Below are 23,827 nucleotides of genomic sequence, written 5' to 3' on the forward strand. Positions count from 1 at the left end.
ATGCTTCGTTGGCTCACCGCCGGGGAGTCCCACGGTCAAGAACTCGTCGCGATCGTCGAGGGTCTTCCGTCCGGCATCCCCATCACACTCGATCAGCTCCGTGCCGACCTCGCCCGGCGGAAGCTGGGCTACGGCCGCGGCGCCCGGATGAAGTTCGAGCAGGACGAACTGAGCCTCTCCGGCGGCGTCGTGCACGGCACGACGCTCGGCAGCCCGGTCGCGATCCGCGTCGGCAACACCGAGTGGCCGAAGTGGACCGAGGTGATGGGCGTCGAGCCGCGCGAGGAGCCGCTGCCCGGCACCGGTCGCAGCGCCCCGCTCACCCGCCCGCGTCCCGGCCATGCCGACCTCGTGGGCATGCAGAAGTACGACTTCGACGAGGCCCGGCCCATCCTCGAGCGCGCGAGCGCCCGCGAGACGGCCGCCCGGGTGGCCCTCGGCGCGGTGGCCAAGGCCTTCCTCGGCGAGCTCGGCATCCAGCTGGTCAGCCACACCGTCGCGATCGGGCCCGTTCGCGTGCCCGAGGGCAGCCCGCTGCCGCGCCCCTCCGACGTCGAGGCGCTCGACGCCGACCCGGTGCGCTGCTTCGACCCGGCGACGAGCGCGCTGATGGTCGCCGAGATCGACGACGCCCACAAGGAGGGCGACACCCTGGGCGGCGTCGTCGAGGTGCTCGCCTACGGGCTCCCGCCGGGCCTGGGCTCGCACGTGCACTGGGACCGCCGGCTCGACTCGCAGCTCGCCGCCGCCCTCATGGGCATCCAGGCGATCAAGGGCGTCGAGGTCGGCGACGGCTTCGAGACCACCCGCCGCCGCGGCTCGGCCGCCCACGACGAGCTGTTCCGCGAGGGCGACGAGATCGTCCGCTCCAGCGACCGCGCCGGCGGCACCGAGGGCGGCATGTCCACGGGCACCGTGCTGCGGGTCAGCGCCGGCATGAAGCCGATCGCCACCGTGCCGCACGCGCTGCACACGATCGACGTGGCCACGGGGGAGGACGCGGCGGCGCACCACCAGCGCTCCGACGTCTGCGCCGTGCCGGCCGCCGGGGTCGTGGCCGAGGCGATGACCGCCCTGGTGCTGGCGAACTCGGTGCTGGAGAAGTTCGGCGGCGACTCGGTCGGCGAGACCCGCCGCAACCTCGAGTCCTACCTCGCGAACATCCCCGAGGCGCTGCGCACGGGCATCGCCCGCGGATGACCCTCGTCCTGATCGGCCCTCCGGCAGCCGGGAAGTCGCGGATCGGCACGCGCGTGGCGCGGCTGCTCAGCGAACCCTTCTCCGACACCGACTCGCTGATCGTGGCCGAGCACGGGCCGATCCCGGAGATCTTCGCCCGCCAGGGCGAGCCCCGGTTCCGCGCCCTCGAGCGCGAGCAGGTCGTCCGGGCCCTCGCCCGGGGCGGCGTGGTCTCGTTCGGCGGCGGCGCGGTGCTCGACCCCGAGACGCAGCGCGATCTCGAAGGACTGCCGGTCGTGCTGCTCACCGTGCAGCCGCACGCCGTGGCCGCCCGCCTCGGGTCGGGCAGGCGCCCGCTCGTGCCGGACCTCGAATCCTGGATCGCGGTCTTCCAGGCCCGCCGCGACCTCTACGACCGACTGGCCGGTCTCACGGTCGACACCTCTGACCGGCCGGCCGACACCATCGCCGACGAGATCGCGACCTGGGCCCGAGGCCTGCGCGCGGCGAAGAAGGAGAGCATCCGATGAACGACACCGTCACCCGCATCCCGATCACCGGCGAGGGGGCGTACGACGTGATCGTCGGCCGCGGCATCCTCGACCGGGTGCGCGACGGTCTGGGGCCCGCGGTGAAGAAGGTGCTCGTCGTGCACCCGCCGACCCTCGGCGCCATCGCCGCCTCGTTCCGCGAGAGCCTCCAGGGCGACTACGAGGTGCTGCTGGCCGAGATCCCGGATGCGGAGGCCGGCAAGCGGGTCGAGGTCGCCGCCTTCTGCTGGCAGGTCCTGGGTCAGGCCGACTTCACCCGCACCGACGCCGTGATCGGCTTCGGCGGGGGAGCGGTCACCGACGTGGCCGGCTTCGTCGCCGCGACCTGGTTGCGCGGCGTGACGCTCGTGCAGGTGCCGACAACCCTGCTCGGGATGGTCGACGCGGCCGTCGGGGGCAAGACCGGCATCAACACCAACGAGGGCAAGAACCTCGTCGGCGCCTTCTACGCGCCGAGCGCGGTCATCGCCGACCTCGACCTGCTCACCGCGCTGCCGCGGAACGAGATCCTCGCCGGGTTCGGCGAGGTCGTGAAGTACGGCTTCATCGCCGAGCCCGAGATCCTCGACATCATCGAGGCCGACGTCGACCGGGCGACCGACCCGTCGACCGAGGAGTTCCGGCGCCTGATCGAACTCTCCGTCGCGGTCAAGGCGCGGGTGGTCAGCAGCGACTTCAAGGAGGCCGGGCTCCGCGAGATCCTGAACTACGGGCACACGCTCGGGCACGCCATCGAGCACGCCGAGCGGTACCAATGGCGGCACGGGGCGGCGGTGGCGGTCGGCATGATGTTCGCGGCCGAGCTGAGCCGGCTGACCGGATCGCTGTCCGACGATTCCGTCGACCGGATGCGCGCCATCCTCACCTCGCTGTCGCTGCCCACGACGTACCCGGGCGGGCGCTGGCCGACCCTTCTGGCGACCATGCAGCGCGACAAGAAGTCGCGCGGCGGGATGCTGCGCTTCATCGTGCTCGACGACGTGGCCCGGCCCAGCGTGCTGCAGGGGCCGGACTCGTCGCTGCTGTTCGCCGCCTACCAAGAGATCGCATCCTAGGAGCACCATGGCATCCGTCCTCGTCCTCAACGGTCCCAACCTCGGCCGCCTCGGCAGCCGGGAACCCGACGTCTACGGGTCGCAGGACCTCCCGGCCCTCAAGCTGCTGCTCGACGCCGACGCGGCGGCCCACCCGGGCGAGTCGCCGGTCGAGATCGACCTGCGGCAGACCAACGACGAGGCCGAGCTGATCTCCTGGCTGTACGAGGCCGTCGACACCGCGACCCCGGTCATCCTGAACCCCGCGGCGTTCACGCATTACTCCTACGCGCTGCGGGATGCGGCGGCACTCGTCACCAAGGCCGGCCTGCCGCTCGTCGAGGTGCACATCTCGAACCCGCACGCGCGCGAGACCTTCCGGCACACGAGCGTGATCTCCGGGGTCGCCACCGGGGTCGTCGCCGGGTTCGGCTTCGGCTCGTACCGGCTGGCACTCCGAGGCATCCTCGACCTCTGAGACGGCGTCCTGACGGAGCCGCTACACTTCTTCAGGGCCGAAAAGACGGTCGCACCCCCCAACTCTTCGAAACGGATCACCTCTTTCATGGCTTCAACGAACGACATCAAGAACGGCACCGTGCTGAGCATCGACGGTCAGCTCTGGAACGTCATCGAGTTCCAGCACGTCAAGCCGGGCAAGGGCGGCGCGTTCGTGCGCACCAAGATCAAGAACGTGCGCACGGGCAAGCTCGTCGACCGCACCTTCAACGCCGGCGCGAAGATCGAGACGGCCAATGTCGACCGCCGCGACTTCCAGTACCTGTACAAGGACGGCGAGGACTTCGTGTTCATGGACACGACCGACTACGACCAGATCACCATCCCCGGTGCGATCGTCGGCGAGGCCGCCAACTTCATGCTCGAGCAGCAGACGGCCACCATCGCGCTCTCCGGCGACGAGCCGCTCTACGTCGAGCTGCCCGCGTCGGTCGTGCTGGAGATCACCTACACCGAGCCGGGCCTCCAGGGCGACCGCTCGACCGGCGGCACCAAGAACGCCACCGTCGAGACCGGCTACGAGATCCAGGTTCCGCTGTTCCTCGAGATCGGCACCAAGGTCAAGGTCGACACCCGCACGGGCGACTACCTCGGCCGCGTCAACTAGTCGGGCCGGTCGTTGAGCGCACGCACGAAGGCCCGTAAGCGGGCCCTCGACATCCTCTACGCCGCCGACGTGCGGCAGATCCCGGTTCAGGAGTCGCTCGCCGCCGAGGCGGGCCGCGCCGCGGGGGAGCCCGACCGGCAGAACTCGTGGCTGTACGCGCGCGAGATCGTCGACGGCGTGATCGAGAACCAGACCGAGATCGACGAGACGATCGAGACCTACGCGCAGGGCTGGAGCCTGGCGCGGATGCCCACGATCGACCGCGCGCTGCTGCGGATCGGGGTGTGGGAGATCCAGTACAACGACGAGGTGCCCGCGAGCGTCGCGATCGCCGAGGCGGTCGAGCTCGCGAAGACGCTCTCGACGGAGGATTCTTCGGGGTTCGTGAATGGGGTGCTGGGGAAGGTTGCGCTGAGCTAGCTGCCGGGAGGTGTGGGCTGCGAGACGGCCTTTCGCGTTCCGGCAGGTGTGGGTGCGAGACGGCGCTTCCCGTTCCGGCAGGTGTGGGCGCGAGACGGCCCTTCTCGTTCCGGCAGGTGTGGGCTGAAAATGTCCTGCTGTGCTAGCTGCCGGGATGCGCGTGCTTCGCGCGCGGATCCCGGGCTGCGCCGGTCCCTGCCCGGCGCAGCGCGACATGTTCGGGTGCGGTCGCTTACGCGGCCGCGCCCTCACCCTGGGTCGGCGAGTACGGCCCGCCGCTTGCACCTCCGTGCCTCGTGTTTCGGCCGTGGAACACGGGCGGGGATGGGGGCGGGGTGGAGTGACCTGGGGGCTACGGGTGTCGGGGTGGGGCGGCTGCGGGCGCTGGTAGGGTGGGGGTGTTGGCATCCTTTAAAGCCGTCCGAGAGGCGGGGAAGGAGGTCGGTTGCATGGCGCGTACTGTGCTGCAGCAGGCTGATATTGCCCGGGCGTTGACTCGGATCTCTCACGAGATCCTCGAGTCCAACCGGGGAGCGGACGACCTGGTGATCCTCGGGATCCCGACCCGCGGCGTCGTGCTCGCCGAACGCATCGGTCAGCTGATCGCCGGCATCGAACCGGGCGCCGATCCGGCCGCGATGGTCGGCTCGCTCGACATCACGATGTACCGCGACGACCTCTCCAAGAACCCGACCCGCGCCCCCGCCCCGACCCAGGTGCCCCGCCGCGGCATCGACGGCGCCACCGTCGTGCTGGTCGACGACGTGCTCTACTCCGGCCGCACCATCCGCGCCGCCCTCGACGCCCTCGGCGACCTCGGCCGCCCCCGCGCCGTGCGGCTCGCCGTGCTCGTCGACCGGGGCCACCGCGAACTGCCGATCCGCGCCGACTTCGTGGGCAAGAACCTGCCCACCTCGCGCGACGAGCGGATCAACGTGCGTCTCACGGAGATCGACGGCACCGAGGCCGTCAGCATCGAAGAGGGGGCCGGCGCGTGAAGCACCTGCTCTCGACCCGCGACCTGTCCCGCGACGACGCCATCCGCATCCTCGACATCGCCGAGGACATGTCGGCCGTCTCGACCCGCGAGGTCAAGAAGCTCCCGGCCCTCCGCGGCAAGACCGTGGTGAACCTCTTCTTCGAGGACTCGACCCGCACCCGCATCTCTTTCGAGGCCGCCGCCAAGCGGCTCTCGGCCGACGTGATCAACTTCTCGGCCAAGGGCTCGAGCGTGTCGAAGGGCGAGAGCCTCAAGGACACGGCGCAGACCCTCGCGGCCATGGGAGCCGACGGCGTGGTCATCCGCCACCCCGCCTCCGGCGCCCCCCAGGTGCTGGCCCAGAGCGACTGGATCGATGCGGGCGTGGTCAACGCCGGCGACGGCACCCACGAGCACCCGACCCAGGCGCTCCTGGACGCGTTCACCATGCGCCGCCGAATCCACGGCGACGCGAGCCGCGGCAAGGCGCTCGACGGGGTGAGCGTCGTGATCGTCGGCGACATCCTGCACTCGCGCGTCGCCCGGTCGAACCTGTGGCTGCTCCGCACGCTCGGCGCCGAGGTCACCTTCGTGGCGCCGGCGACCCTCGTGCCCGTCGGCGCCGACACCTGGCCCGCCGCGGTGAGCTTCGACCTCGACGCGACGCTCGCCGCGACCCGGCCCGACGTGCTGATGATGCTGCGCATCCAGAGCGAGCGGATGAACGCCGCCTACTTCCCCAACGCCCGCGAGTACTCCCGCCAGTGGGGCCTCGACGACGAGCGCCTGGCCCTCCTCGGCCCGGATAGCATTGTGATGCACCCCGGGCCGATGAATCGCGGCCTCGAGATCTCGGCCGGCGCAGCCGACTCCGCGCAGTCGACCGTGCTCGAGCAGGTCGCGAACGGGGTGTCCATCCGGATGGCAGTGCTCTACCTCCTGCTGTCCGGCGAGAGAGAGGCCCAGTCATGAGCGATCGCCACCTGCTCACGGGCGCGACCCTGCCGGACGGCCGGCGCGCGGACATCCTGATCGAGGACGGCCGCATCGTCTCGACCGGCCGCGACGCGGATACAGGCACAGGCACCGGAACCGGAGGCACGACCGTCGTCGACGCCGAGGGCCTGATCGCCCTGCCCGGCCTGGTCGACCTGCACACCCACCTCCGCGAGCCCGGATTCGAGCAGAGCGAGACCGTGCTCACCGGCACCCGCGCGGCCGCGGCCGGCGGCTTCACCGCCGTGTTCGCGATGGCCAACACCCTCCCGGTCTCCGACACCGCGGGCGTCGTCGAGCAGGTGCAGGCCCTCGGCCGCGCCGCCGGCTACGCCACCGTGCGCCCCATCGGCGCCGTGACCGTGGGGCTCGCGGGCGAGCGCCTCAGCGAGATCGGCGCCATGGCCCAGTCGCGGGCCGGCGTGCGGGTCTTCTCCGACGACGGCAAGTGCGTGCACGACTCCCTGCTCATGCGCCGCGCGCTCGAGTACGTCAAGACCTTCGACGGCGTGATCGCCCAGCACGCGCAGGATCCGCGGCTGACCGAGAACGCCCAGATGAACGAGGGCTCGCTGAGCTCCGAGCTGGGCCTCAAGGGCTGGCCCGCGGTCGCCGAGGAGTCGATCATCGCCCGCGACGTGCTGCTCGCCGAGCACGTCGGCGCCCGGCTGCACATCTGCCACCTCTCCACGGCCGGCTCCGTCGACGTGGTGCGCTGGGCCAAGGCCCGCGGCATCCAGGTCACCGCCGAGGCCACCCCGCACCACCTGCTCCTCACCGAAGAGCTCATCCGCAGCTACGACGCCCGCTACAAGGTCAACCCGCCGCTCCGCCGCGACGAGGATGTGCGGGCCCTGCGCGAGGGCGTCGCCGACGGCACCATCGACATCATCGCCACCGACCACGCCCCGCACCCCCGCGAGAGCAAGGAGTGCGAGTGGGATGCCGCGGCCTTCGGCATGGTCGGCCTCGAGTCGGCCCTGCCGGTCGTGCAGACCGCGCTCGTCGACACGGGGCTGCTCGACTGGGCCGGCGTCGCGCGGGTGCTCTCGACCGCGCCCGCCGCGATCGGCCGCCTCGACGACCACAGCCACTCCTTCGAGGACGGCAGCCCGGCGAACATCACCCTGGTCGACCCGAAGGCGTCCAGCGTCTTCGCCCTCGACCGCCTGCACGGCAAGAGCCGCAACACGCCCTTCGAGGGCGTCACGCTCTCCGGCAGTGTGCGCTGGACCTTCCACCACGGCTTCCCGACGCTGCGCGACGGCGTGCTGGCCGAGCCGGGGGAGGTGCCGTCCCGTGTCTGACAAGACCGTTCCCGCCATCCTCGTCACGCTGCTCGCGCTCGTGCTACTGGGCGCGATGCTCTGGGGCTGGCGTGCCCGGAAGCGCCGCCAGGCCGCCTTCGGCTCGGCCACCCCGGCCCCGTCGGCCGCCGAACGCGGCGAGCCCGTCGCGACCGTCCCCGCGTTGTACGTGGCGACGACCCGGGCCGGCGAGCCGCTCGACCGTCTGACCATCCCCGGGCTGGCCTTCCGCGGCCGGGCCGAGGTGAGCGTCTACGACGGGGGCGGCAGCCAGGGCGCCTCCGGCGGCGATGTCCCCGGCGGCGTCTCGATCGCGATCCCGGGCGAGCCGGAGACCTTCGTCGCGGCCGCCCGCATCCGCTCGATCGGCACCTCCACCTGGGCCATCGACCGCGCCGTCGAGACCGGCGGACTCGTGCGCCTGGACTGGACCTACGACAGCGCCACCGGCCCGGTCGAGGTGGAGAGCTACCTCCGCGCCACCGGCCTCGGCGACGCGCGACGGCTGATCGACGCCGTCTCGACCATCATCCCGGCTCCGGCTCCGCCGGACCCGACCCCGCAACAGGAAGGACTCTCGTCGTGATCTCAACCGAACCCGCCGTTCTCGTGCTGGAAGACGGGCGACGCTACGAGGGTCGCGCCTACGGCGCCCGCGGGCGCACGCTCGGCGAGGCGGTCTTCGCCACCGGCATGACGGGCTACCAGGAGACCCTGACCGACCCGAGCTACGCCGGCCAGATCGTCATGCAGACCGCGCCGCACATCGGCAACACCGGCGTGAACGACACCGACAAGGAGTCGTCGAAGATCTGGGTCGCCGGCTACGTGGTGCGCGACCCCTCCCGCGTCGTGTCGAACTTCCGCGCCCAGCGCAGCCTCGACGACGACCTGGCGACGGATGGCGTGGTCGGCATCTCCGGCATCGACACCCGCGCCGTGACCCGCCACCTCCGCAGCCTCGGCGCGATGCGCGCCGGCATCTTCTCCGGCGACCAGTACGCCCTCTCGGACACCGAGCAGCTGAACGTCGTGCGCTCCGGCGCCGGGATGGCGGGACAGAACCTCTCCACGGTCGTCTCCACGCCCGAGCGCTACCAGGTGTCCGCCACGAGCGAGCGGATCGGGTCCGTGGCCGTGCTCGACCTGGGCGTCAAGACCTCGACCCTGAACTACCTCGCCGAGCGCGGCTTCGACGTCGAGGTCCTCCCGGCCTCGGTGACGGTCGACGAAGTCACCGCCCTCGCGCCGGATGCCCTCTTCTACTCCAACGGCCCCGGCGACCCCGAGGCCTCCGAGGCGCAGGTGGAGCTGCTCCGCGAGGTCCTCCGCACCGGCACCCCGTACTTCGGCATCTGCTTCGGCAACCAGCTGCTCGGTCGCGCGCTCGGCTTCGGCACCTACAAACTGCCGTTCGGCCACCGCGGCATCAACCAGCCCGTGCTCGACCGCGCCACCGGCCGGGTCGAGATCACCAGCCAGAACCACGGCTTCGCGGTCGACGCCCCCCGCGAGGGCGTGATCGACTCGCCCGCCGGCTTCGGCCGGGTCGAGGTCAGCCACGTGAGCCTCAACGACGACGTCGTGGAGGGCCTGCGCTGCCTGGACATCGACGCCTTCTCCGTGCAGTACCACCCCGAGGCGGCCGCCGGGCCGCACGACTCCATGTACCTGTTCGACCGCTTCCGCGACATGATCCTCGCGAAGCGGAACGCACCCGCCCTCTCCGAAGGAGACGACCAGTAATGCCCAAGAGAGAAGACATCCAGAGCGTCCTGGTCATCGGCTCCGGCCCGATCGTCATCGGGCAGGCCGTCGAGTTCGACTACTCCGGCACGCAGGCCTGCCGGGTGCTCCGCGAGGAGGGCGTCCGCGTCATCCTGGTGAACTCCAACCCCGCCACGATCATGACCGACCCCGACTTCGCCGACGCGACCTACGTCGAGCCGATCACCTGGCAGGTCATCGAGACGATCATCGCCAAGGAGAAGCCGGATGCGATCCTGCCGACCCTGGGCGGCCAGACCGCGCTGAACGCGGCCATCCAGCTGCACGAGCACGGCATCCTCGAGAAGTACGACGTCGAGCTGATCGGCGCGAACTTCGAGGCCATCAACAAGGGCGAGGACCGCCAGATCTTCAAGGAGCTCGTGCTCCAGTGCGGCGCCGACGTCGCGCGCTCGTACATCGCCCACACGGTCGAGGAGGCCATCGGCTACGCCGAAGACCTGGGCTACCCCCTCGTGGTACGCCCCTCGTTCACGATGGGCGGCCTGGGTTCCGGCTTCGCCTACGACGAGGAGGAGCTGCGCCGCATCGTCGGCGACGGCCTGCACCAGAGCCCGACCACCGAGGTGCTCCTGGAGGAGTCGATCCTCGGCTGGAAGGAGTACGAGCTCGAGCTCATGCGCGACACGGCCGACAACACGGTCGTCGTCTGCTCGATCGAGAACGTCGACCCCGTGGGCGTGCACACCGGAGACTCCATCACGGTGGCCCCGGCGCTGACCCTGACCGACCGCGAGTACCAGAAGCTCCGCGACATCGGCATCGACATCATCCGCGCCGTCGGCGTCGACACCGGTGGCTGCAACATCCAGTTCGCCGTCGATCCGTCCAACGGCCGCATCATCGTGATCGAGATGAACCCCCGCGTCTCGCGCTCCTCGGCGCTGGCCTCCAAGGCGACGGGCTTCCCGATCGCCAAGATCGCGGCCAAGCTCGCGATCGGGTACCGGCTCGACGAGATCCCGAACGACATCACCAAGGTGACCCCGGCATCCTTCGAACCGACGCTCGACTACGTCGTGGTCAAGGTGCCCCGGTTCGCGTTCGAGAAGTTCCCGGCCGCCGACCCGACCCTCACCACGACCATGAAGTCGGTGGGCGAGGCGATGGCCATCGGCCGCAACTTCTCGCAGGCGCTGCAGAAGTCGCTCCGCTCGCTGGAGAAGCGTGGATCCTCGTTCCACTGGGACGGCGAGCCCGGCGACAAGGACGAGCTGCTCGCGATCGCCGCCGTGCCGACCGACGGCCGCATCGTCACGGTGCAGCAGGCGCTCCGCGCCGGAGCGAGCCTCGAGGAGGCCTTCGAGGCCACCAAGATCGATCCGTGGTTCCTCGACCAGATCGTGCTGATCAACGAGGTCGCCGAGGCGATCCGCTCCTCCGAGAACGCCGACCACGCGATGTTCACGCTCGCCAAGGAGCACGGCTTCTCGGATGCGCAGATCGCGTCGCTCCGCGGCTTCGGCGAGAAGGAGGTGCGCGAGGTGCGGCACATCCTCGGCATCCGCCCGGTCTACAAGACGGTCGACACCTGCGCCGGCGAGTTCCCGGCCCTGACCCCGTACCACTACTCCAGCTACGACCTCGAGACCGAGGTCGAGCCCTCGGATGCGCGGAAGGTCGTCATCCTGGGCTCGGGCCCGAACCGGATCGGCCAGGGCGTCGAGTTCGACTACTCCTGCGTGCACGCCTCGTTCGCCCTGCACGACGCGGGGTTCGAGACGATCATGATCAACTGCAACCCCGAGACCGTCTCGACCGACTACGACACCAGCGACCGCCTCTACTTCGAGCCCCTGACGCTCGAGGACGTGCTCGAGGTGATCCACGCCGAGCAGCAGTCCGGCGAGCTCGTCGGCGTCGTCGTGCAGCTCGGCGGCCAGACCGCCCTGGGCCTGGCGAAGGGCCTCAAGGAGGCCGGGGTCCCGATCCTCGGCACCACGCCCGAGGCGATCGACCTGGCCGAGGAGCGCGGACTGTTCTCGAAGATCCTCGACGACGCCGGCATCCTCGCCCCGAAGAACGGTGTCGCCGTCGACTACGAGACGGCCGTGGCGGTCGCCGAGGAGATCGGCTTCCCGGTGCTGGTGCGCCCGAGCTACGTGCTGGGCGGCCGCGGGATGGAGATCGTCTACGACACCCCGTCGCTCGCGGACTACTTCGAGCGGATCGCCGGGCAAGGGATGGTCGGTGCGGCGAACCCGCTGCTGGTCGACCGCTTCCTCGACGACGCGATCGAGATCGACGTCGACGCGCTCTACGACGGCCACGAGCTGTACATCGGCGGCATCATGGAGCACCTCGAGGAGGCCGGCATCCACTCCGGCGACTCGAGCTGCACGCTGCCGCCCGTGACGCTCGGCCGGGAGGTCATCGAGCGGGTGCGCGAGGCGACCCTCTCGATCGCCCAGGGCGTGGGCGTGCGCGGCCTGCTGAACGTGCAGTTCGCCATCGGCGCCGGCATCCTCTACGTGCTGGAGGCCAACCCGCGCGCCTCGCGGACCGTGCCCTTCGTCTCGAAGGCGCTCGGCATCCCGCTCGCGAAGGCCGCCTCGCGTCTGATGGTCGGCACGACCATCGCCGAGCTCAAGACGGAGGGGATGCTGCCCCAGCAGGACGGCTCGATCGTGCCGCTGGACTCGCCGGTCGCCGTCAAGGAGGCCGTGCTGCCGTTCAAGCGCTTCCGCACCCGCGAGGGCCTGATCGTCGACTCGGTGCTCGGGCCGGAGATGCGATCCACCGGTGAGGTGATGGGAATCGACCGCGACTTCCCTCGCGCCTTCGCCAAGAGCCAGGAGGCCGCGTACGGCGGCATGCCGACCAGCGGCACGGTGTTCGTCTCGGTCTCCGACCGCGACAAGCGGGCGATCGTGCTGCCGGTGCTGCGGCTGCAGCAGCTGGGCTTCGAGATCCTCGCCACCAGCGGCACCGCGGAGGTGCTCAACCGCAACGGGATCCACGCCCGGATCGTGGCGAAGTTCTCCGAGGGCCAGGGCGAGTCGATCGTCGACCTGATCAACAACGACCAGGTCGACATCGTGATCAACACGCCCAGCGGTCGGTCGGCGCGGGTGGACGGCTACGAGATCCGCGCGGCCGCCGTCGCGGCCGACAAGCCGCTGTTCACCACGATCGCCCAGCTGACCGCGGCCGTGGCCTCCTTCGAGGCGCTCTCCGACGGCGTCGAGGTCACCTCGCTGCAGGAGTACGCACTCGCCCGGAGAGCCCGCGGATGACGGGCGGCACCACTCCGGCAGGCCCGCCCTTCGGCGCACGCCTGGATGCGGTCTTCGCGTCGCGGGGGCATCTCTGCGTCGGGATCGACCCGCATCCGTATCTCCTCGGCGAGTGGGGCCTGGCGGCCTCCGCCGAGGGGGCGCGGTCGTTCGGCCTCGCGGTCGTGGATGCGGTCGCGGCCTCGGGCCGGGTCGGGATCGTCAAGCCGCAGGTCGCGTTCTTCGAGGCCTATGGCTCGGCCGGCTTCGGCGCGCTCGAAGAGGTGCTCGCGGCGGCCCGGGCCGCCGGAGTATTGGTGATCGGCGACGCCAAGCGCGGCGACATCGGCTCGACCAACGACGGCTACGCCGCCGCCTGGCTCACCGCGGGCTCACCGCTCGAGGTGGATGCGCTGACGGTCACGGCCTACACCGGCGTCGGCGCCCTCGACGGCTTGTTCGGCGTCGCGGAGGCGAACGGCAAGGGCGTGTTCGTGCTGAGCGCGACCTCGAACCCGGAGTCGCACGGCCTCCAGCGGTCGCGTCCCGAAGAGGGCGGCACCGTCGCGACCCTGGTCGCCGCCGAGGTCGCCGCGCGCAACACCGACCGCACCCGCCTCGGCGATGTCGGTCTCGTGCTCGGAGCGACCAAGCGGCTCGACGACTACGGCTTCACGGCCGAGGCGCTCCGCGGTCTCTCGACGACCCCCGTGCTCGCACCCGGCTTCGGTTTCCAGGGCGCCGAGTTCTCCGCCATCCCGCACGTGTTCGGGCCGTTGGCGCCCGACCTGGTCGTCAGCGTCTCGCGCTCGATCCTCGCGGCCGGCCCCTCGGGCCTCGCCGAGGCGATCGAGTCCGAGTCCACCCGCCTCGCGGAGGTGATCGCGTGAACCCGCCCGAGGTCGACCGTGTCGCCGCGTCCCGCGCCGCCGTCGCGGCCCGCCGGGCCCGCGCGGCCGTGAAGCGCGCGGTCTCCGAACGTCGGCTGAGCGCGGTCGCGGTGCTCGACACCGCACTGTCCAGCAGCGAGAGCATCGAGGCCTCCCTGCGGGTGCGCGATCTGCTGATGAGCATCCCCGGCCTCGGCCCGGTGCGGGTCGACCGCATCATGGAGCGCCTCGAGATCGCGCCGAGCAAGCGACTGTCGGGGCTGGGCGTGCACCAGCAGCTGCGGCTCCGCGAGTTCCTCGCCAAGCGCGCCCCGCTCGTCGACCGCCCCGAGCAGAGCCGCCTGGTCGTGCTCGCCGGGCCGACGGCGGTCGGGAAGGGCACGGTCTCCGGCTACATCCGCGAGAACTACCCCGAGGTGCTGCTGTCGGTGTCGGCCACGACCCGCGCCCCGCGCCCGGGCGAGATCGACGGCGTGAGCTACTACTTCATCGACGACGCCGAGTTCGACCGGATGGTCGAGGCGGGGGAGTTCCTGGAGTGGGCGGTGGTGCACAACAAGTCGCGCTACGGCACTCCGCGCGGCCCGATCGACGAGGCCCTCGCGGCCGGCACGAGCGTGCTGCTGGAGATCGACATCCAGGGCGCCCGTCAGGTGAAGACCACGATGCCGGAGGCCACGCTGGTCTTCCTGCTGCCGCCGACCTGGGACGAACTGGTGCGCCGGCTGATCGGCCGCGGCACCGAGACGCTCGAGGAACAGGAGCGCCGGCTGACCACCGCCCGGGTCGAACTGGCGGCCCAGGACGAGTTCGATCACCGCGTCGTGAACCGGGATGTCGAGGCCGCGGCGGCGGAGGTCGTAGAATTGATGCAGATTCAGAAGGCGACTGACCTTCCCAGCAAGGAGTGAACACCATGCCCACCAACAAACTCGGCATCATCGACCCGCCCATCGACGAGCTGCTCTCCAAGGTCGACTCGAAGTACGCGCTGGTCATCTTCGCGTCCAAGCGCGCCCGTCAGATCAACGACTACTACGCCGACCTCCACGAGGGAAGCCTGTTCGACAACGTCGGCCCGCTGGTCGACTCGACCATCGACGACAAGCCCCTCTCGGTCGCCATGCACGAGATCAACGAGGACAAGCTCTCGATCCGCCCCGCGGCGCCGATCGCCGAGTAGTCCACTCCGGCTTCACCGGAACGGCTCCAATTGAACATCGTCGTGGGGATCACGGGTTGAACATCGTCGTCGGGATCACGGGTGGCATCGCGGCCTACAAGGCCGTGAACGTCATCCGTGGTCTCGTTCTGGCGGGGCACGACGTGCAGGTCGTCGCCACCGAAGCGGCTCTGCGCTTCGTGGGGCGGCCGACGCTCGAGGCCCTGTCGCGCAGCACCGTCGCGACGGATCTCTACGAGGGCGTCGCCGAGGTGCGCCACGTGGCGATCGGTCAGGCCGCCGACCTCATCCTGATCGCCCCCGCGACCGCGAACACCATCGCGAAGCTCGCCGCCGGGCTCTCCGACGACCTGCTCGGCACCACCGTGCTCGCGAGTCGGGCGCCGCTCGTGCTCGCCCCGGCGATGCACACCGAGATGTGGCAGAACCCCGCCACGGTCGCGAACATCGCGACGCTCGTGGCGCGGGGTGTGCACCTCGTCGGCCCGGTCAGCGGGCAGCTGACGGGCAAGGATGCGGGGCCGGGGCGGATGGCCGAGCCCGAGGACATCATCCGGGAGGCGCTGGCGGTGGCCGCGTCCGGCGGCATCGGTTCCGGTGCCGACTCCGGCGCTTCTCCCGGCGGTTCTGCTGACGTCCAGGGCAGGCCGACCCCGCCGGTGCGCGACCTCGCGGGCCGGCGCGTGCTCGTCACGGCGGGCGGTACCCGCGAGCCGCTCGACCCCGTCCGCTACATCGGCAACCGCTCGAGCGGCAAGCAGGGCGTGGCCCTGGCCGCCGCCGCCCGCGACCGCGGGGCGGAGGTGACCCTGATCGCCGCCCACGTCGAGGTGCCGCTGCCCGAGGGCGTCGAGGTGGTGCGCGTCGAGACGACGGCCGAACTCCTCGAGGCGACCACCGCATCCGCACCGTCTCACGACCTGGTCGTGATGGCCGCCGCCGTCGCCGACTACCGCCCGGCCGCGGTCTCGGACGACAAGATCAAGAAGGCCCGTGCGGGGGAGCAGCTCACCCTCGAGCTCGTGCAGAACCCCGACATCCTCGCCACGATCTCGGCCGGCGCGCACCCCGGGCGGCTGATCGTCGGCTTCGCGGCCGAGACCGCAGACGACCACGACGCCCTGCTCGCGCTCGGCCGCGCCAAGATCGCGCGGAAGGGCTGCGACTACCTCGTGCTGAACTCGGTCGGCTGGCAGAAGGTCTTCGCCGCCGACAGCACCGCGGTCACGGTCCTGGATGCCTCCGGGGCTATAGTTTTCGAGGCATCCGGAAGCAAGACGTCGGTGGCTGATGACATCCTCGGGGTGTTCGCCGCCGCCCTATCAGGAGCACAATGACCGCCCTTCGCCTTTTCACGTCCGAGTCCGTCACCGAGGGTCACCCCGACAAGATCTGCGACCAGATCTCCGACAGCATCCTCGACGCGCTGCTGACCGTCGACAAGCACTCGCGGGTCGCGGTCGAGACGCTGGTCACGACCGGGCTCGTGCACGTCGCCGGCGAGGTGACCACCGCCGGGTACGTCGAGATCCCGGCGATCGTGCGCGACAAGATCACCTCCATCGGCTACACCTCGTCCGACGTCTGGTTCGACGGCCGCTCCTGCGGCGTGTCGGTCTCGATCGGCGGGCAGTCGCCCGACATCGCCCAGGGTGTCGACAACGCCTTCGAGACCCGTGAGGGCTCGTCGACCGACGAGGCCGACCGCCAGGGCGCCGGCGACCAGGGCATCATGTTCGGCTACGCCACGACCGAGACGCCGCAGCTCATGCCGCTGCCGATCTGGCTCGCGCACCGGCTGTCCGCGCGCCTGGCCGACGTGCGCAAGGAGGGCCTGCTCGACTACCTGCGGCCCGACGGCAAGACCCAGGTGACGATCGGCTACGACGGGGTCGTGCCGCGCACGGTCGACACCGTGGTGCTCTCGACGCAGCACGCGCCGAGCATCGGGCTCGACGACCTGCGTCGCGAGGTCGAGGAGGTCGTCATCCGTCCCGTGCTCGAGGCCGCGGTCGCCGACGGCGTCGAGCTCGACTCGGCCGGCGCGCGAATCCTGATCAACCCGACCGGGCGGTTCGAGATCGGCGGACCCCAGGGCGACGCCGGGCTCACCGGCCGCAAGATCATCGTCGACACCTACGGCGGCGCCTCGCGCCACGGCGGCGGAGCCTTCAGCGGGAAGGACCCGTCGAAGGTCGACCGCTCGGCCGCCTACGCCATGCGCTGGGTCGCGAAGAACGCCGTCGCCGCGGGGCTCGCCCAGCGCCTCGAGGTGCAGATCGCCTACGCGATCGGCAAGGCCGCGCCGGTCGGCTTCTACGTCGAGAGCTTCGGCACCGGCGTGGTGTCGGACGAGGTGATCACCGAGGCCCTCCGCGAGGTCTTCGACCTGCGCCCCGCGTCGATCATCGACGACCTCGACCTGCTCCGCCCGATCTACAGCAAGACGGCCAGCTACGGCCACTTCGGGCGCGAGCTGCCCGAGTTCACCTGGGAGCGCCTCGACCGCGTCGAGGAGATCCGCACCGCTGCAGGACTCTAGCGGTGTCCGGCGGGGGCGGCGTGCCGTCTCCCGGGGCGTCTGCGGGGGTTCCGGAGGGGTCTCGGGGTGCGCCGGGGGCCGTGGAATCGGAGCCCGCTGTGGGCGGGGCGGGTGCGCGTGCCGAGAATGGTGTGGTCGCTTTGGCTGAGGGCGGGGCGGCTGCGCGTGCCGAGGCCGGCGCTGCCGCGAGTGCTGCTGCCGGGGCGGGTGCTGCGCCCGCCGGGCCCGCGGTGGTCGCCCGGGTGATGCTCGAGTCTCCGCTGCCGCAGCTGGACCGGCTGTTCGACTACCTGGTGCCGCCGGCGATGGTTCCGGATGCGCGGCCCGGCATCCGGGTGAAGGTACCGCTGCGGTCGGCGGGGCGGACGGCGCGGGGCTACGTGATCGAGCTGGTGTCGCACGCGGCCTTCGACGGCAGGTTGAGCGAGCTCGACGAGATCGTCTCGCCCTTGCCGGTGCTGACGCCCGAGGTCTGGGCGCTCGCGCGGCGTCTGGCGGATCGTGCCGCCGGCAGCGCCTGCGACATCGTGCGGCTGGCGGTGCCGCCGCGCTTCGTGCGGGTGGAGAAGGCATTCCTGGCGGCGCGGGCTGCTGCGGCGGCCGATGCGGTTGATGGCGCCGATGCGGCTGGCGCAGGTGCAGGTGCAGGTGCGGCGGGTGCGGGTGCCGCTGGTGCGGGTACGGCTGGTGTCAGCGGTTCTGCTGGGGAGTCCGGCGATCCGGAGGCGACCGCGCCGACGCATCCCGAGCGGGTGCTGACCGGGTACGCGGCGAGTGATGCCCGGCACCTGATCGAGCCGGGCGCACGCGCGGCCATCGACGCCATCGCGACGGTCGCGGTGCTCGAGCCGGCGCAGTCAGAGGATTCGGCGAGCACGGCATCCGGGGCGGACCCGGCCGGAGCAGGAGCGGCGACCGGGACGCGGGCGGAGGCCGGGACGGGATCGAGGACCGGGACTGACACCCGAACCGGGACCGGGACGGGGACGACCGTCGGGCACTGGGCGCTGACGATCGCGGAGGTGGCGGCCGTGGTCTTCGCGGGCGGGGAATCGGTGATCGTCGCGGTGCCCGACTACCGCGACCAGAACCAGGTCGAGTCCGCGCTCGACCACCTCGGGCTGAGCGACGCCATCGTGCGCCTTGATGCGCGCCAGGCCCGGAACGAGCGCTACGCGAACTTCCTCACCGCGCTCGACGGCGACCCCCACATCGTCGTCGGCAACCGATCGAGCATCTACGCCCCCGTGGCGAAGCTCGGTCAGATCATCGTCTGGGACGAGGCCGACTCGCTTCAGTCCGAACCGCTCGCCCCCTACGTGCACGTGCGCGACGCCGCGCTCGTGCGCCAGGAGCAGTCGGGCTGCCGGCTCGCCTTCGTGGCTCATGCCCGCAGCACCGAGATCGAGCGCCTCGTCGAGCTGGGCTTCCTGCACGCGGTGCTGCCCACCCCCCGCTACCTGCCCCGGATCGTGCCGACCGCCGAGCAGGAGGACGCGGGAGCACCGCAGAACTCCGCCCGCATCCCCTCATCGGCCTGGAAGGCCGCCCGCGAGGCGCTGCAGCACGGCCCCGTGCTCGTGCAGGTCGCCCGCCCGGGCTACGCGCCGGTGCTCGCCTGCCAGACCTGCTCGACGCCCGCCGGCTGCACGGTCTGCGGCGGACCGCTCCGGGTGCGCCGCGCCGGCGAGCTGCCCTCCTGCACCCTCTGCGGGGCGATCGCCGTCAACTGGAGCTGCTCGCACTGCCAGGGGACCACGTTCCGCTTCGCGTCGATCGGCGCCGGTCGCACGGCCGACGAGCTCGGCCGCGCCTTCCCGGGCGTGCGCGTGATCGTCTCCGACGGCGAACGCCCCGTGCTCGACATCGACTCCCGGCCCGCCCTGGTCGTCGCCACCCGCGGAGCCGAACCCATAGCGGCCGGGGGCTACCGAGCCGTGCTCCTGCTCGACGGGCCCCGGATGCTCGCCCGGGAGTCCCTGCGCGTCGTCGAGGACTGCCTCCGCTGGTGGTCGAACGCGATCGCCCTCTCAGCCCCGCGGGCGACGAGCCTGATCGTCGGGGTCGGCGGGGAACTCGCGAAGAGCCTGGTCACCTGGCAGCAGTCGGTCGTGGCGCACGACGAGCTCGCCGACCGGCGGCGACTCCGCTTCCCGCCCGCGGTGCGGATCGCGACCCTGACCGGGGCCCCCGACACCGTCTCGGCGGCGCTGACCGACCTCGAAGGGCTGATGACCCCGGAGGAATGGGCGAAGATGGACACACTGGGCCCGGTACCGACCGAGGACGGGAACGTGCGGGCGATCGTACGGTTCGACTACGCGGTCGGGACGGCCGTGGCCAGACACCTCAGGGCGCTGGTGGTCAAGAACGCCACGAGCCGGCGGGCCAAGACCGGTCGCGGCCCCGGCTTCCGGCCCCCGCCCACGTTGCGGGTGCGATTCGACGATTCGGAGATCATGGAATGAGACTCGTGTTCGCGGGCACCCCGGCAGCGGCCGTGCCCAGCCTGACGGCCCTGGCGGCGCACCACGACCTGGTCGGGGTCGTGACCCGGGTCGACGCCCCGCTGGGCCGCAAGAAGGTGCTCACCCCCTCGCCCGTCGCCGCGGCCGCCGCCGACCTCGGGCTCGGTGACGCGACCATCAAGGCCAACCGGCTCGACGACGAGGTCACCGCGCAGGTGGCAGCCCTCGACGCCGACCTCGGCGTGATCGTCGCCTACGGCGGTCTGGTCAAGGAGCCGCTCCTCAGCACCCCGCGCCTGGGCTGGATCAACCTGCACTTCTCGCTGCTCCCGCGCTGGCGGGGCGCCGCACCGGTGCAGTGGAGCATCATCGCCGGCGATGTTGAGACGGGCGCCAGCGTGTTCCAGCTCGTGCCCGGTCTGGACGCGGGCGATCTGTGGGCATCGGAGCCGACTCCGATCGGCGCCCACGAGACGGCGGGCAGCCTGCTGGCGCGGCTCTCGACCTCCGGCGCCGACCTGCTGGTGCGCACGGTGGCCCGGATCGCGTCGGGGGAGGCGCAGCCGGTCGCGCAGAGCGGCGAGGTGACCCTCGCCCCCAAGCTCGGCATCGACGACGCCCGGCTCGACGTGCAGGACGACGTGGAGAGCCTGTACCGCCGGCTCCGCGGGGTGACGCCGGAGCCCGGCGCGTTCCTCGAGCTCGACGGGGTGCGGGTCAAGATCCTCGACGCGGCCCCCGCGCGAGAGACGCCTCGGCTCGAGCCCGGCACCGTCGAGGCCCAGGGGCGCCGGGTGCTGCTCGGCACCGCGACCACGCCGCTGGAGTTCATCACCGTGCAGCCCGCGGGCAAGAAGCCGATGGCCGCCGCCGACTGGTGGCGCGGCGCCGGCGTGGAGAGGATGGTGGCCCGATGAGCCCCGCCCGCACAGACCGCTCCGGCTCCGGCTCCGACCGCCGCGGCACGGGCCGTCGCGGACCGGAGCGCCGGAAGCCCGCGACACCCGCCTCGCCGGCCGCCACGGTGCAGCCGGCCCGGCGGATCGCCCTCGAGGTGATCACCGCCGTGCGCGCCGACGACGCCTACGCGAACCTGCTCCTGCCGACCAAGATCGCCGCCGCACGCCTCGACAGCGCCGACGCGGGCCTCGCGACCGAACTGACCTACGGCACGCTCCGGATGCGCGGCTACTACGACCGCGTGATCGAACTCGCCGCCGGCCGGCCGATCGACGAGATCGACGGCCCCGTGCGCGACGTGCTCGAACTCGGCTGCCATCAGATCCTCTCCCTCCGGGTCGCCCAGCACGCCGCCGTCAACGAGTCGGTCGAGCTCGCCCGCCAGGTCGCCTCGCGCTCCTCGACCGGGTTCGTGAACGGCGTGCTGAGGACGATCAGCCGCACCCCGGCCTCCGAGTGGCTGGAGAAGGCCGTCGACGCCGCGGGCGCGGGCGGCGACGACGAGCGCCTCGCGGTGGCCGCCTCGCATCCGGCCTGGGTCATCCGCGCCTTCCGCCGGGCGCTCGGCGCCGACGGTGTGCCCGCCGACCAGGTGCCGTTCGAACTCGACGAGCTGCTCGAGTCCGACAACACGCCCGCCCGCCTCAGCCTCGCCGCCCTGCCGGGCCTGATCGACCGGCACGACGTCGGCGCCGGCACCGAGCCGTCGCCGCTGTCGCCGATCGGCCTGCTCGCCCCCACCGGCGACCCCGCGGGCATCCCCGCCGTGCACGAGGGCGTCGCCCGGGTGCAAGACGAGGGGTCGCAGCTCGCGGCCCTCGCCCTGACCCGTGCCGCCCCCGTCGCCTCCGGCGAGCGCTGGCTCGACCTGTGCGCGGGCCCCGGCGGCAAGACCGCGGTGCTCGCCGCCGAGGCCGGGCTTGCGGGCGCGGTCGTCGTGGCGAACGAGCCGGTCCCGGCCCGGGCCGGGCTCGTCCGGCGCGCGGTCGCGGCCATCCCCGACCCGCCCGTGGTCTGGGAACGCGACGGCACGACCGTGGGCACGGACCAGCCGGAGGGCTTCGACCGCATCCTGGTCGACGCCCCGTGCACCGGGCTGGGCGCCTTGCGCCGTCGCCCGGAGGCCCGGTGGCGGAAGACCCCCGGAGACGTCGCCGACCTGGTGCAGCTGCAGCAGCAGCTGATCGACTCGGCGGTGAAGGCCCTGAAGCCCGGCGGCCTGCTCGCCTACGTGACCTGCTCGCCCCACGTGGGGGAGACCCGCGGTCAGGTGCAGGGCGCGCTCCGGCGCTGGGACGGGGTTCTCGAGCAGGTCGACACCCAGAAGGTGCTCCGCGAGATCACGGGCGACGCGATCGCGCTCGGCGGTGAGGATGCGGCCGCTCAGCTCTGGCCGCACCGCAACAACACCGACGCGATGTTCATCGCCCTGTTCCGCAAGGTCGCGCCCGCCGCGAGCTGACCGCCGCACCCCGCACACGCCGCTTCCCGCACAGGCCGCATCCTGCACTCACCGCATCCTGGCGGCGGCGCACCCTGGCGACCCCGGCACCCGCCTCACACGAGCGCCACCTCGTCCGAGCTCGCCAGCACCTGCGCCCGCAGCTGCAGGGCGGGGGAATCGTCCCCGTCCTCCGGCTCGACCGGGTACGCCGACTCCAGCCTCGCGCACAGCTCCCGCTCCTCGGCCGAGAGCTCGGCGCCGCCCGGCCTCTCCCAGACGACGATCAACTGGGTGGCGGAGGCCTCCCGCGCGACCCGGCAGGCGAGGCCCACGAGCGCCGCGAGCCCCTCGTCGCTCGGCTGCTCGGGCAGGTCGTCGATCGGGATCAGGAGCGGGGCCGGTCTGTCGTGCCGGTCGAGGAAGAGCAGCCAGAGCTGACGACGGATGGCGGTGCCGACGAGCTCGGCGGCGAGCCCACGGACGTCGGCATCGGTGGACACGGGTTGCTGCGCCGTCAGAGCGGCGCTTCTGTGCGATTTCATGACCCGATCCTCGGCCGCGCCGTCGCCTCACCGCCGGGCCGCGACGCGATCTGTGGAGAACGCCGCACCCGACGACACCGGTGCAGGAGCCGAGACGCAAGCCCGATGCGGTACCCGCAGCGGCCGGTACGCTCAGAGGGTGGCACTCCGCATCAACCCCAGCATCCTGTCCGCCGACTTCGCGAACCTGGAGAGCGAGCTCGACCGCATCCGCACCGCCGACCTGGCCCACGTCGACGTGATGGACAACCACTTCGTGCCGAACCTCACCCTCGGGCTCCCGATCGTCGCCCGTCTGCAGGAGGTCTCGCCGATCCCGCTCGACGTCCACCTGATGATCGACGCCCCCGAGCGCTGGGCACCGGCCTACGCCGAGACCGGCGCCTACTCCGTCACCTTCCATGCCGAGGCCGTCTCCGCGGGGGTCGACCCGGTCACCGTGGCCCGCAGCCTCCGCGACCGCGGAGCCCGCGCGGGGCTCGCGATCAAGCCCGGCACCCCGATCGAGCCCTACCTCGAGCTCCTGCCCGAGTTCGACATGGTGCTGGTCATGACGGTCGAGCCTGGTTTCGGCGGTCAGTCGTTCATCCCGGACACGATGCCGAAGCTGCGCACCCTCAGCGCCGCCGTGCGCGACGCGGGCCTCGACCTGTGGCTGCAGGTCGACGGCGGCATCAACGACGACACGATCGGCATCGCCGCCGAGGCCGGGGCCGACACCTTCGTGGCCGGTTCGGCGGTGTTCGGCGCCGAGAGCGCGGCCGAGCGCATCGACCAGCTGCGCACCCTGGCCGCCGAGCACACCCACTGACACCGGAACGTGCACGGCCACTGCCACTGCCACTGCCACTGCCACTGCCACTGCCACGAGCACACCACCGACACCGACACCCCCGCCGACACCGGTACCCTTGACCCGTGAAGACTTTCGATGAGCTGTTCCTCGAGCTCTCCGCCAAGGCGGCCGAGCGGCCCGACGGCTCCGGCACGGTGCGCGAGCTCGACGCGGGCGTCCACACGATCGGCAAGAAGATCGTCGAGGAGGCCGCCGAGGTCTGGATGGCGGCCGAGTACGAGACCGACGAGAACACCGCCGAGGAGATCTCCCAGCTGCTCTACCACCTGCAGGTGATGATGCTCGCGAAGGGCCTGACCCCGGCCGACGTGTACCGACATCTGTGACGGCCGCGGCCGCCCGGCCGC

The 23,827-nt window shown here is 71.7% G+C and carries 23 protein-coding genes; 22 read left to right on the plus strand and 1 reads right to left on the minus strand.

All coding sequences use genetic code 11. The features are described from left to right. The 20 genes from aroC to AC59HU_RS00915 all read left to right on the plus strand — a co-directional run bounded on the left by aroC (window position 1) and on the right by AC59HU_RS00915 (window position 22,100). The gene (aroC, locus tag AC59HU_RS00820; protein WP_497221415.1) at window positions 1–1,200 is read left to right on the plus strand and encodes a chorismate synthase; all 1,200 of its coding nucleotides are present in this window, start codon (window positions 1–3) and stop codon (window positions 1,198–1,200) included. Next, window positions 1,197–1,709, plus strand: coding sequence for a shikimate kinase (locus AC59HU_RS00825; protein ID WP_497221416.1), 513 nt, complete (start codon window positions 1,197–1,199; stop codon window positions 1,707–1,709). The genes aroC and AC59HU_RS00825 overlap by 4 nt, the downstream gene beginning before the upstream one ends. Beyond that, the gene (gene aroB, locus AC59HU_RS00830) at window positions 1,706–2,785 is read left to right on the plus strand and encodes a 3-dehydroquinate synthase (RefSeq protein WP_497221417.1); all 1,080 of its coding nucleotides are present in this window, start codon (window positions 1,706–1,708) and stop codon (window positions 2,783–2,785) included. Before AC59HU_RS00825 ends, aroB begins: the two co-directional genes overlap by 4 nt. A gap of 7 nt (window positions 2,786–2,792) precedes the next feature. Continuing rightward, complete coding sequence (locus AC59HU_RS00835; RefSeq protein WP_497221418.1) at window positions 2,793–3,242, plus strand: type II 3-dehydroquinate dehydratase; 450 nt, start codon at window positions 2,793–2,795, stop codon at window positions 3,240–3,242. A gap of 87 nt (window positions 3,243–3,329) precedes the next feature. Further along, window positions 3,330–3,890: an elongation factor P gene (efp, locus tag AC59HU_RS00840; RefSeq protein ID WP_497221419.1), complete on the plus strand. Its 561-nt coding sequence runs from the start codon at window positions 3,330–3,332 to the stop codon at window positions 3,888–3,890. 12 nt (window positions 3,891–3,902) lie between these two features. After that, entirely contained in the window at window positions 3,903–4,310 is a 408-nt protein-coding gene (nusB, locus tag AC59HU_RS00845) for a transcription antitermination factor NusB (protein ID WP_497221420.1), read from the plus strand. Between the two features lie 449 nt (window positions 4,311–4,759). Further along, window positions 4,760–5,308, plus strand: a complete 549-nt coding sequence (gene pyrR, locus AC59HU_RS00850; protein WP_497221421.1) for a bifunctional pyr operon transcriptional regulator/uracil phosphoribosyltransferase PyrR — start codon at window positions 4,760–4,762, stop codon at window positions 5,306–5,308. Next, complete coding sequence (locus AC59HU_RS00855; RefSeq protein ID WP_497221422.1) at window positions 5,305–6,261, plus strand: aspartate carbamoyltransferase catalytic subunit; 957 nt, start codon at window positions 5,305–5,307, stop codon at window positions 6,259–6,261. The genes pyrR and AC59HU_RS00855 overlap by 4 nt, the downstream gene beginning before the upstream one ends. Further along, complete coding sequence (locus tag AC59HU_RS00860; protein ID WP_497221423.1) at window positions 6,258–7,592, plus strand: dihydroorotase; 1,335 nt, start codon at window positions 6,258–6,260, stop codon at window positions 7,590–7,592. Before AC59HU_RS00855 ends, AC59HU_RS00860 begins: the two co-directional genes overlap by 4 nt. Continuing rightward, on the plus strand, window positions 7,585–8,178 hold the full coding sequence (locus AC59HU_RS00865) for a PH-like domain-containing protein (RefSeq protein ID WP_497221424.1): 594 nt from the start codon (window positions 7,585–7,587) through the stop codon (window positions 8,176–8,178). The genes AC59HU_RS00860 and AC59HU_RS00865 overlap by 8 nt, the downstream gene beginning before the upstream one ends. Continuing rightward, the gene (gene carA / locus AC59HU_RS00870) at window positions 8,175–9,338 is read left to right on the plus strand and encodes a glutamine-hydrolyzing carbamoyl-phosphate synthase small subunit (RefSeq protein ID WP_497221425.1); all 1,164 of its coding nucleotides are present in this window, start codon (window positions 8,175–8,177) and stop codon (window positions 9,336–9,338) included. Before AC59HU_RS00865 ends, carA begins: the two co-directional genes overlap by 4 nt. Continuing rightward, window positions 9,338–12,616 (plus strand): carbamoyl-phosphate synthase large subunit, encoded by a 3,279-nt coding sequence (gene carB, locus AC59HU_RS00875; RefSeq protein WP_497221426.1) that lies wholly within the window; start codon window positions 9,338–9,340, stop codon window positions 12,614–12,616. Before carA ends, carB begins: the two co-directional genes overlap by 1 nt. Then, window positions 12,613–13,485 carry an orotidine-5'-phosphate decarboxylase gene (gene pyrF, locus AC59HU_RS00880; RefSeq protein WP_497221427.1) on the plus strand — a complete coding sequence of 291 codons (873 nt, stop codon included), beginning with the start codon at window positions 12,613–12,615 and terminating at the stop codon, window positions 13,483–13,485. Before carB ends, pyrF begins: the two co-directional genes overlap by 4 nt. Then, on the plus strand, window positions 13,482–14,396 hold the full coding sequence (gene gmk, locus AC59HU_RS00885; RefSeq protein ID WP_497221428.1) for a guanylate kinase: 915 nt from the start codon (window positions 13,482–13,484) through the stop codon (window positions 14,394–14,396). The genes pyrF and gmk overlap by 4 nt, the downstream gene beginning before the upstream one ends. A 5-nt stretch (window positions 14,397–14,401) precedes the next feature. Further along, a complete protein-coding gene (gene rpoZ / locus AC59HU_RS00890) occupies window positions 14,402–14,668 on the plus strand; it encodes a DNA-directed RNA polymerase subunit omega (protein WP_066038741.1) in 267 nt (88 codons plus the stop codon). A gap of 56 nt (window positions 14,669–14,724) precedes the next feature. Further along, window positions 14,725–16,005 carry a bifunctional phosphopantothenoylcysteine decarboxylase/phosphopantothenate synthase gene (locus tag AC59HU_RS00895; RefSeq protein WP_497221429.1) on the plus strand — a complete coding sequence of 427 codons (1,281 nt, stop codon included), beginning with the start codon at window positions 14,725–14,727 and terminating at the stop codon, window positions 16,003–16,005. Beyond that, a complete protein-coding gene (gene metK / locus AC59HU_RS00900; protein ID WP_497221430.1) occupies window positions 16,002–17,210 on the plus strand; it encodes a methionine adenosyltransferase in 1,209 nt (402 codons plus the stop codon). Before AC59HU_RS00895 ends, metK begins: the two co-directional genes overlap by 4 nt. Before the next feature lie 131 nt (window positions 17,211–17,341). After that, the gene (locus AC59HU_RS00905) at window positions 17,342–19,678 is read left to right on the plus strand and encodes a primosomal protein N' family DNA-binding protein (protein ID WP_497221431.1); all 2,337 of its coding nucleotides are present in this window, start codon (window positions 17,342–17,344) and stop codon (window positions 19,676–19,678) included. After that, complete coding sequence (gene fmt / locus AC59HU_RS00910) at window positions 19,675–20,595, plus strand: methionyl-tRNA formyltransferase (protein WP_497221432.1); 921 nt, start codon at window positions 19,675–19,677, stop codon at window positions 20,593–20,595. Before AC59HU_RS00905 ends, fmt begins: the two co-directional genes overlap by 4 nt. Continuing rightward, a complete protein-coding gene (locus tag AC59HU_RS00915) occupies window positions 20,592–22,100 on the plus strand; it encodes an RsmB/NOP family class I SAM-dependent RNA methyltransferase (protein WP_497221433.1) in 1,509 nt (502 codons plus the stop codon). The genes fmt and AC59HU_RS00915 overlap by 4 nt, the downstream gene beginning before the upstream one ends. 95 nt (window positions 22,101–22,195) lie before the next feature. Here the strand turns inward: AC59HU_RS00915 and AC59HU_RS00920 are convergent, their stop codons facing one another. Beyond that, window positions 22,196–22,624, minus strand: coding sequence for a hypothetical protein (locus AC59HU_RS00920; protein WP_497221434.1), 429 nt, complete (start codon window positions 22,622–22,624; stop codon window positions 22,196–22,198). Window positions 22,625–22,763: 139 nt separating this feature from the next. Between AC59HU_RS00920 and rpe the strand changes: the two genes are divergently transcribed. Then, a complete protein-coding gene (gene rpe, locus AC59HU_RS00925) occupies window positions 22,764–23,435 on the plus strand; it encodes a ribulose-phosphate 3-epimerase (protein ID WP_497221435.1) in 672 nt (223 codons plus the stop codon). 107 nt (window positions 23,436–23,542) lie between these two features. Next, window positions 23,543–23,806 carry a phosphoribosyl-ATP diphosphatase gene (locus AC59HU_RS00930; RefSeq protein WP_497221436.1) on the plus strand — a complete coding sequence of 88 codons (264 nt, stop codon included), beginning with the start codon at window positions 23,543–23,545 and terminating at the stop codon, window positions 23,804–23,806. Window positions 23,807–23,827 lie beyond the last annotated feature (21 nt).

This window comes from Herbiconiux sp. 320_LB (assembly GCF_059691755.1).

What these genes read in the sequence shown, in the direction of transcription:
- metK (WP_497221430.1), top strand. Translation starts at nt 16,002, where the DNA reads ATGACCGCCCTTCGCCTTTTCACGTCCGAGTCCGTCACCGAGGGTCAC.
- AC59HU_RS00860 (WP_497221423.1), top strand. Translation starts at nt 6,258, where the DNA reads ATGAGCGATCGCCACCTGCTCACGGGCGCGACCCTGCCGGACGGCCGG.
- aroC (WP_497221415.1), top strand. Translation starts at nt 1, where the DNA reads ATGCTTCGTTGGCTCACCGCCGGGGAGTCCCACGGTCAAGAACTCGTC.
- carB (WP_497221426.1), top strand. Translation starts at nt 9,338, where the DNA reads ATGCCCAAGAGAGAAGACATCCAGAGCGTCCTGGTCATCGGCTCCGGC.
- AC59HU_RS00915 (WP_497221433.1), top strand. Translation starts at nt 20,592, where the DNA reads ATGAGCCCCGCCCGCACAGACCGCTCCGGCTCCGGCTCCGACCGCCGC.
- pyrR (WP_497221421.1), top strand. Translation starts at nt 4,760, where the DNA reads ATGGCGCGTACTGTGCTGCAGCAGGCTGATATTGCCCGGGCGTTGACT.
- AC59HU_RS00920 (WP_497221434.1), bottom strand. Translation starts at nt 22,624, where the DNA reads ATGAAATCGCACAGAAGCGCCGCTCTGACGGCGCAGCAACCCGTGTCC.
- rpoZ (WP_066038741.1), top strand. Translation starts at nt 14,402, where the DNA reads ATGCCCACCAACAAACTCGGCATCATCGACCCGCCCATCGACGAGCTG.
- efp (WP_497221419.1), top strand. Translation starts at nt 3,330, where the DNA reads ATGGCTTCAACGAACGACATCAAGAACGGCACCGTGCTGAGCATCGAC.
- AC59HU_RS00825 (WP_497221416.1), top strand. Translation starts at nt 1,197, where the DNA reads ATGACCCTCGTCCTGATCGGCCCTCCGGCAGCCGGGAAGTCGCGGATC.
- pyrF (WP_497221427.1), top strand. Translation starts at nt 12,613, where the DNA reads ATGACGGGCGGCACCACTCCGGCAGGCCCGCCCTTCGGCGCACGCCTG.
- AC59HU_RS00835 (WP_497221418.1), top strand. Translation starts at nt 2,793, where the DNA reads ATGGCATCCGTCCTCGTCCTCAACGGTCCCAACCTCGGCCGCCTCGGC.
- aroB (WP_497221417.1), top strand. Translation starts at nt 1,706, where the DNA reads ATGAACGACACCGTCACCCGCATCCCGATCACCGGCGAGGGGGCGTAC.
- fmt (WP_497221432.1), top strand. Translation starts at nt 19,675, where the DNA reads ATGAGACTCGTGTTCGCGGGCACCCCGGCAGCGGCCGTGCCCAGCCTG.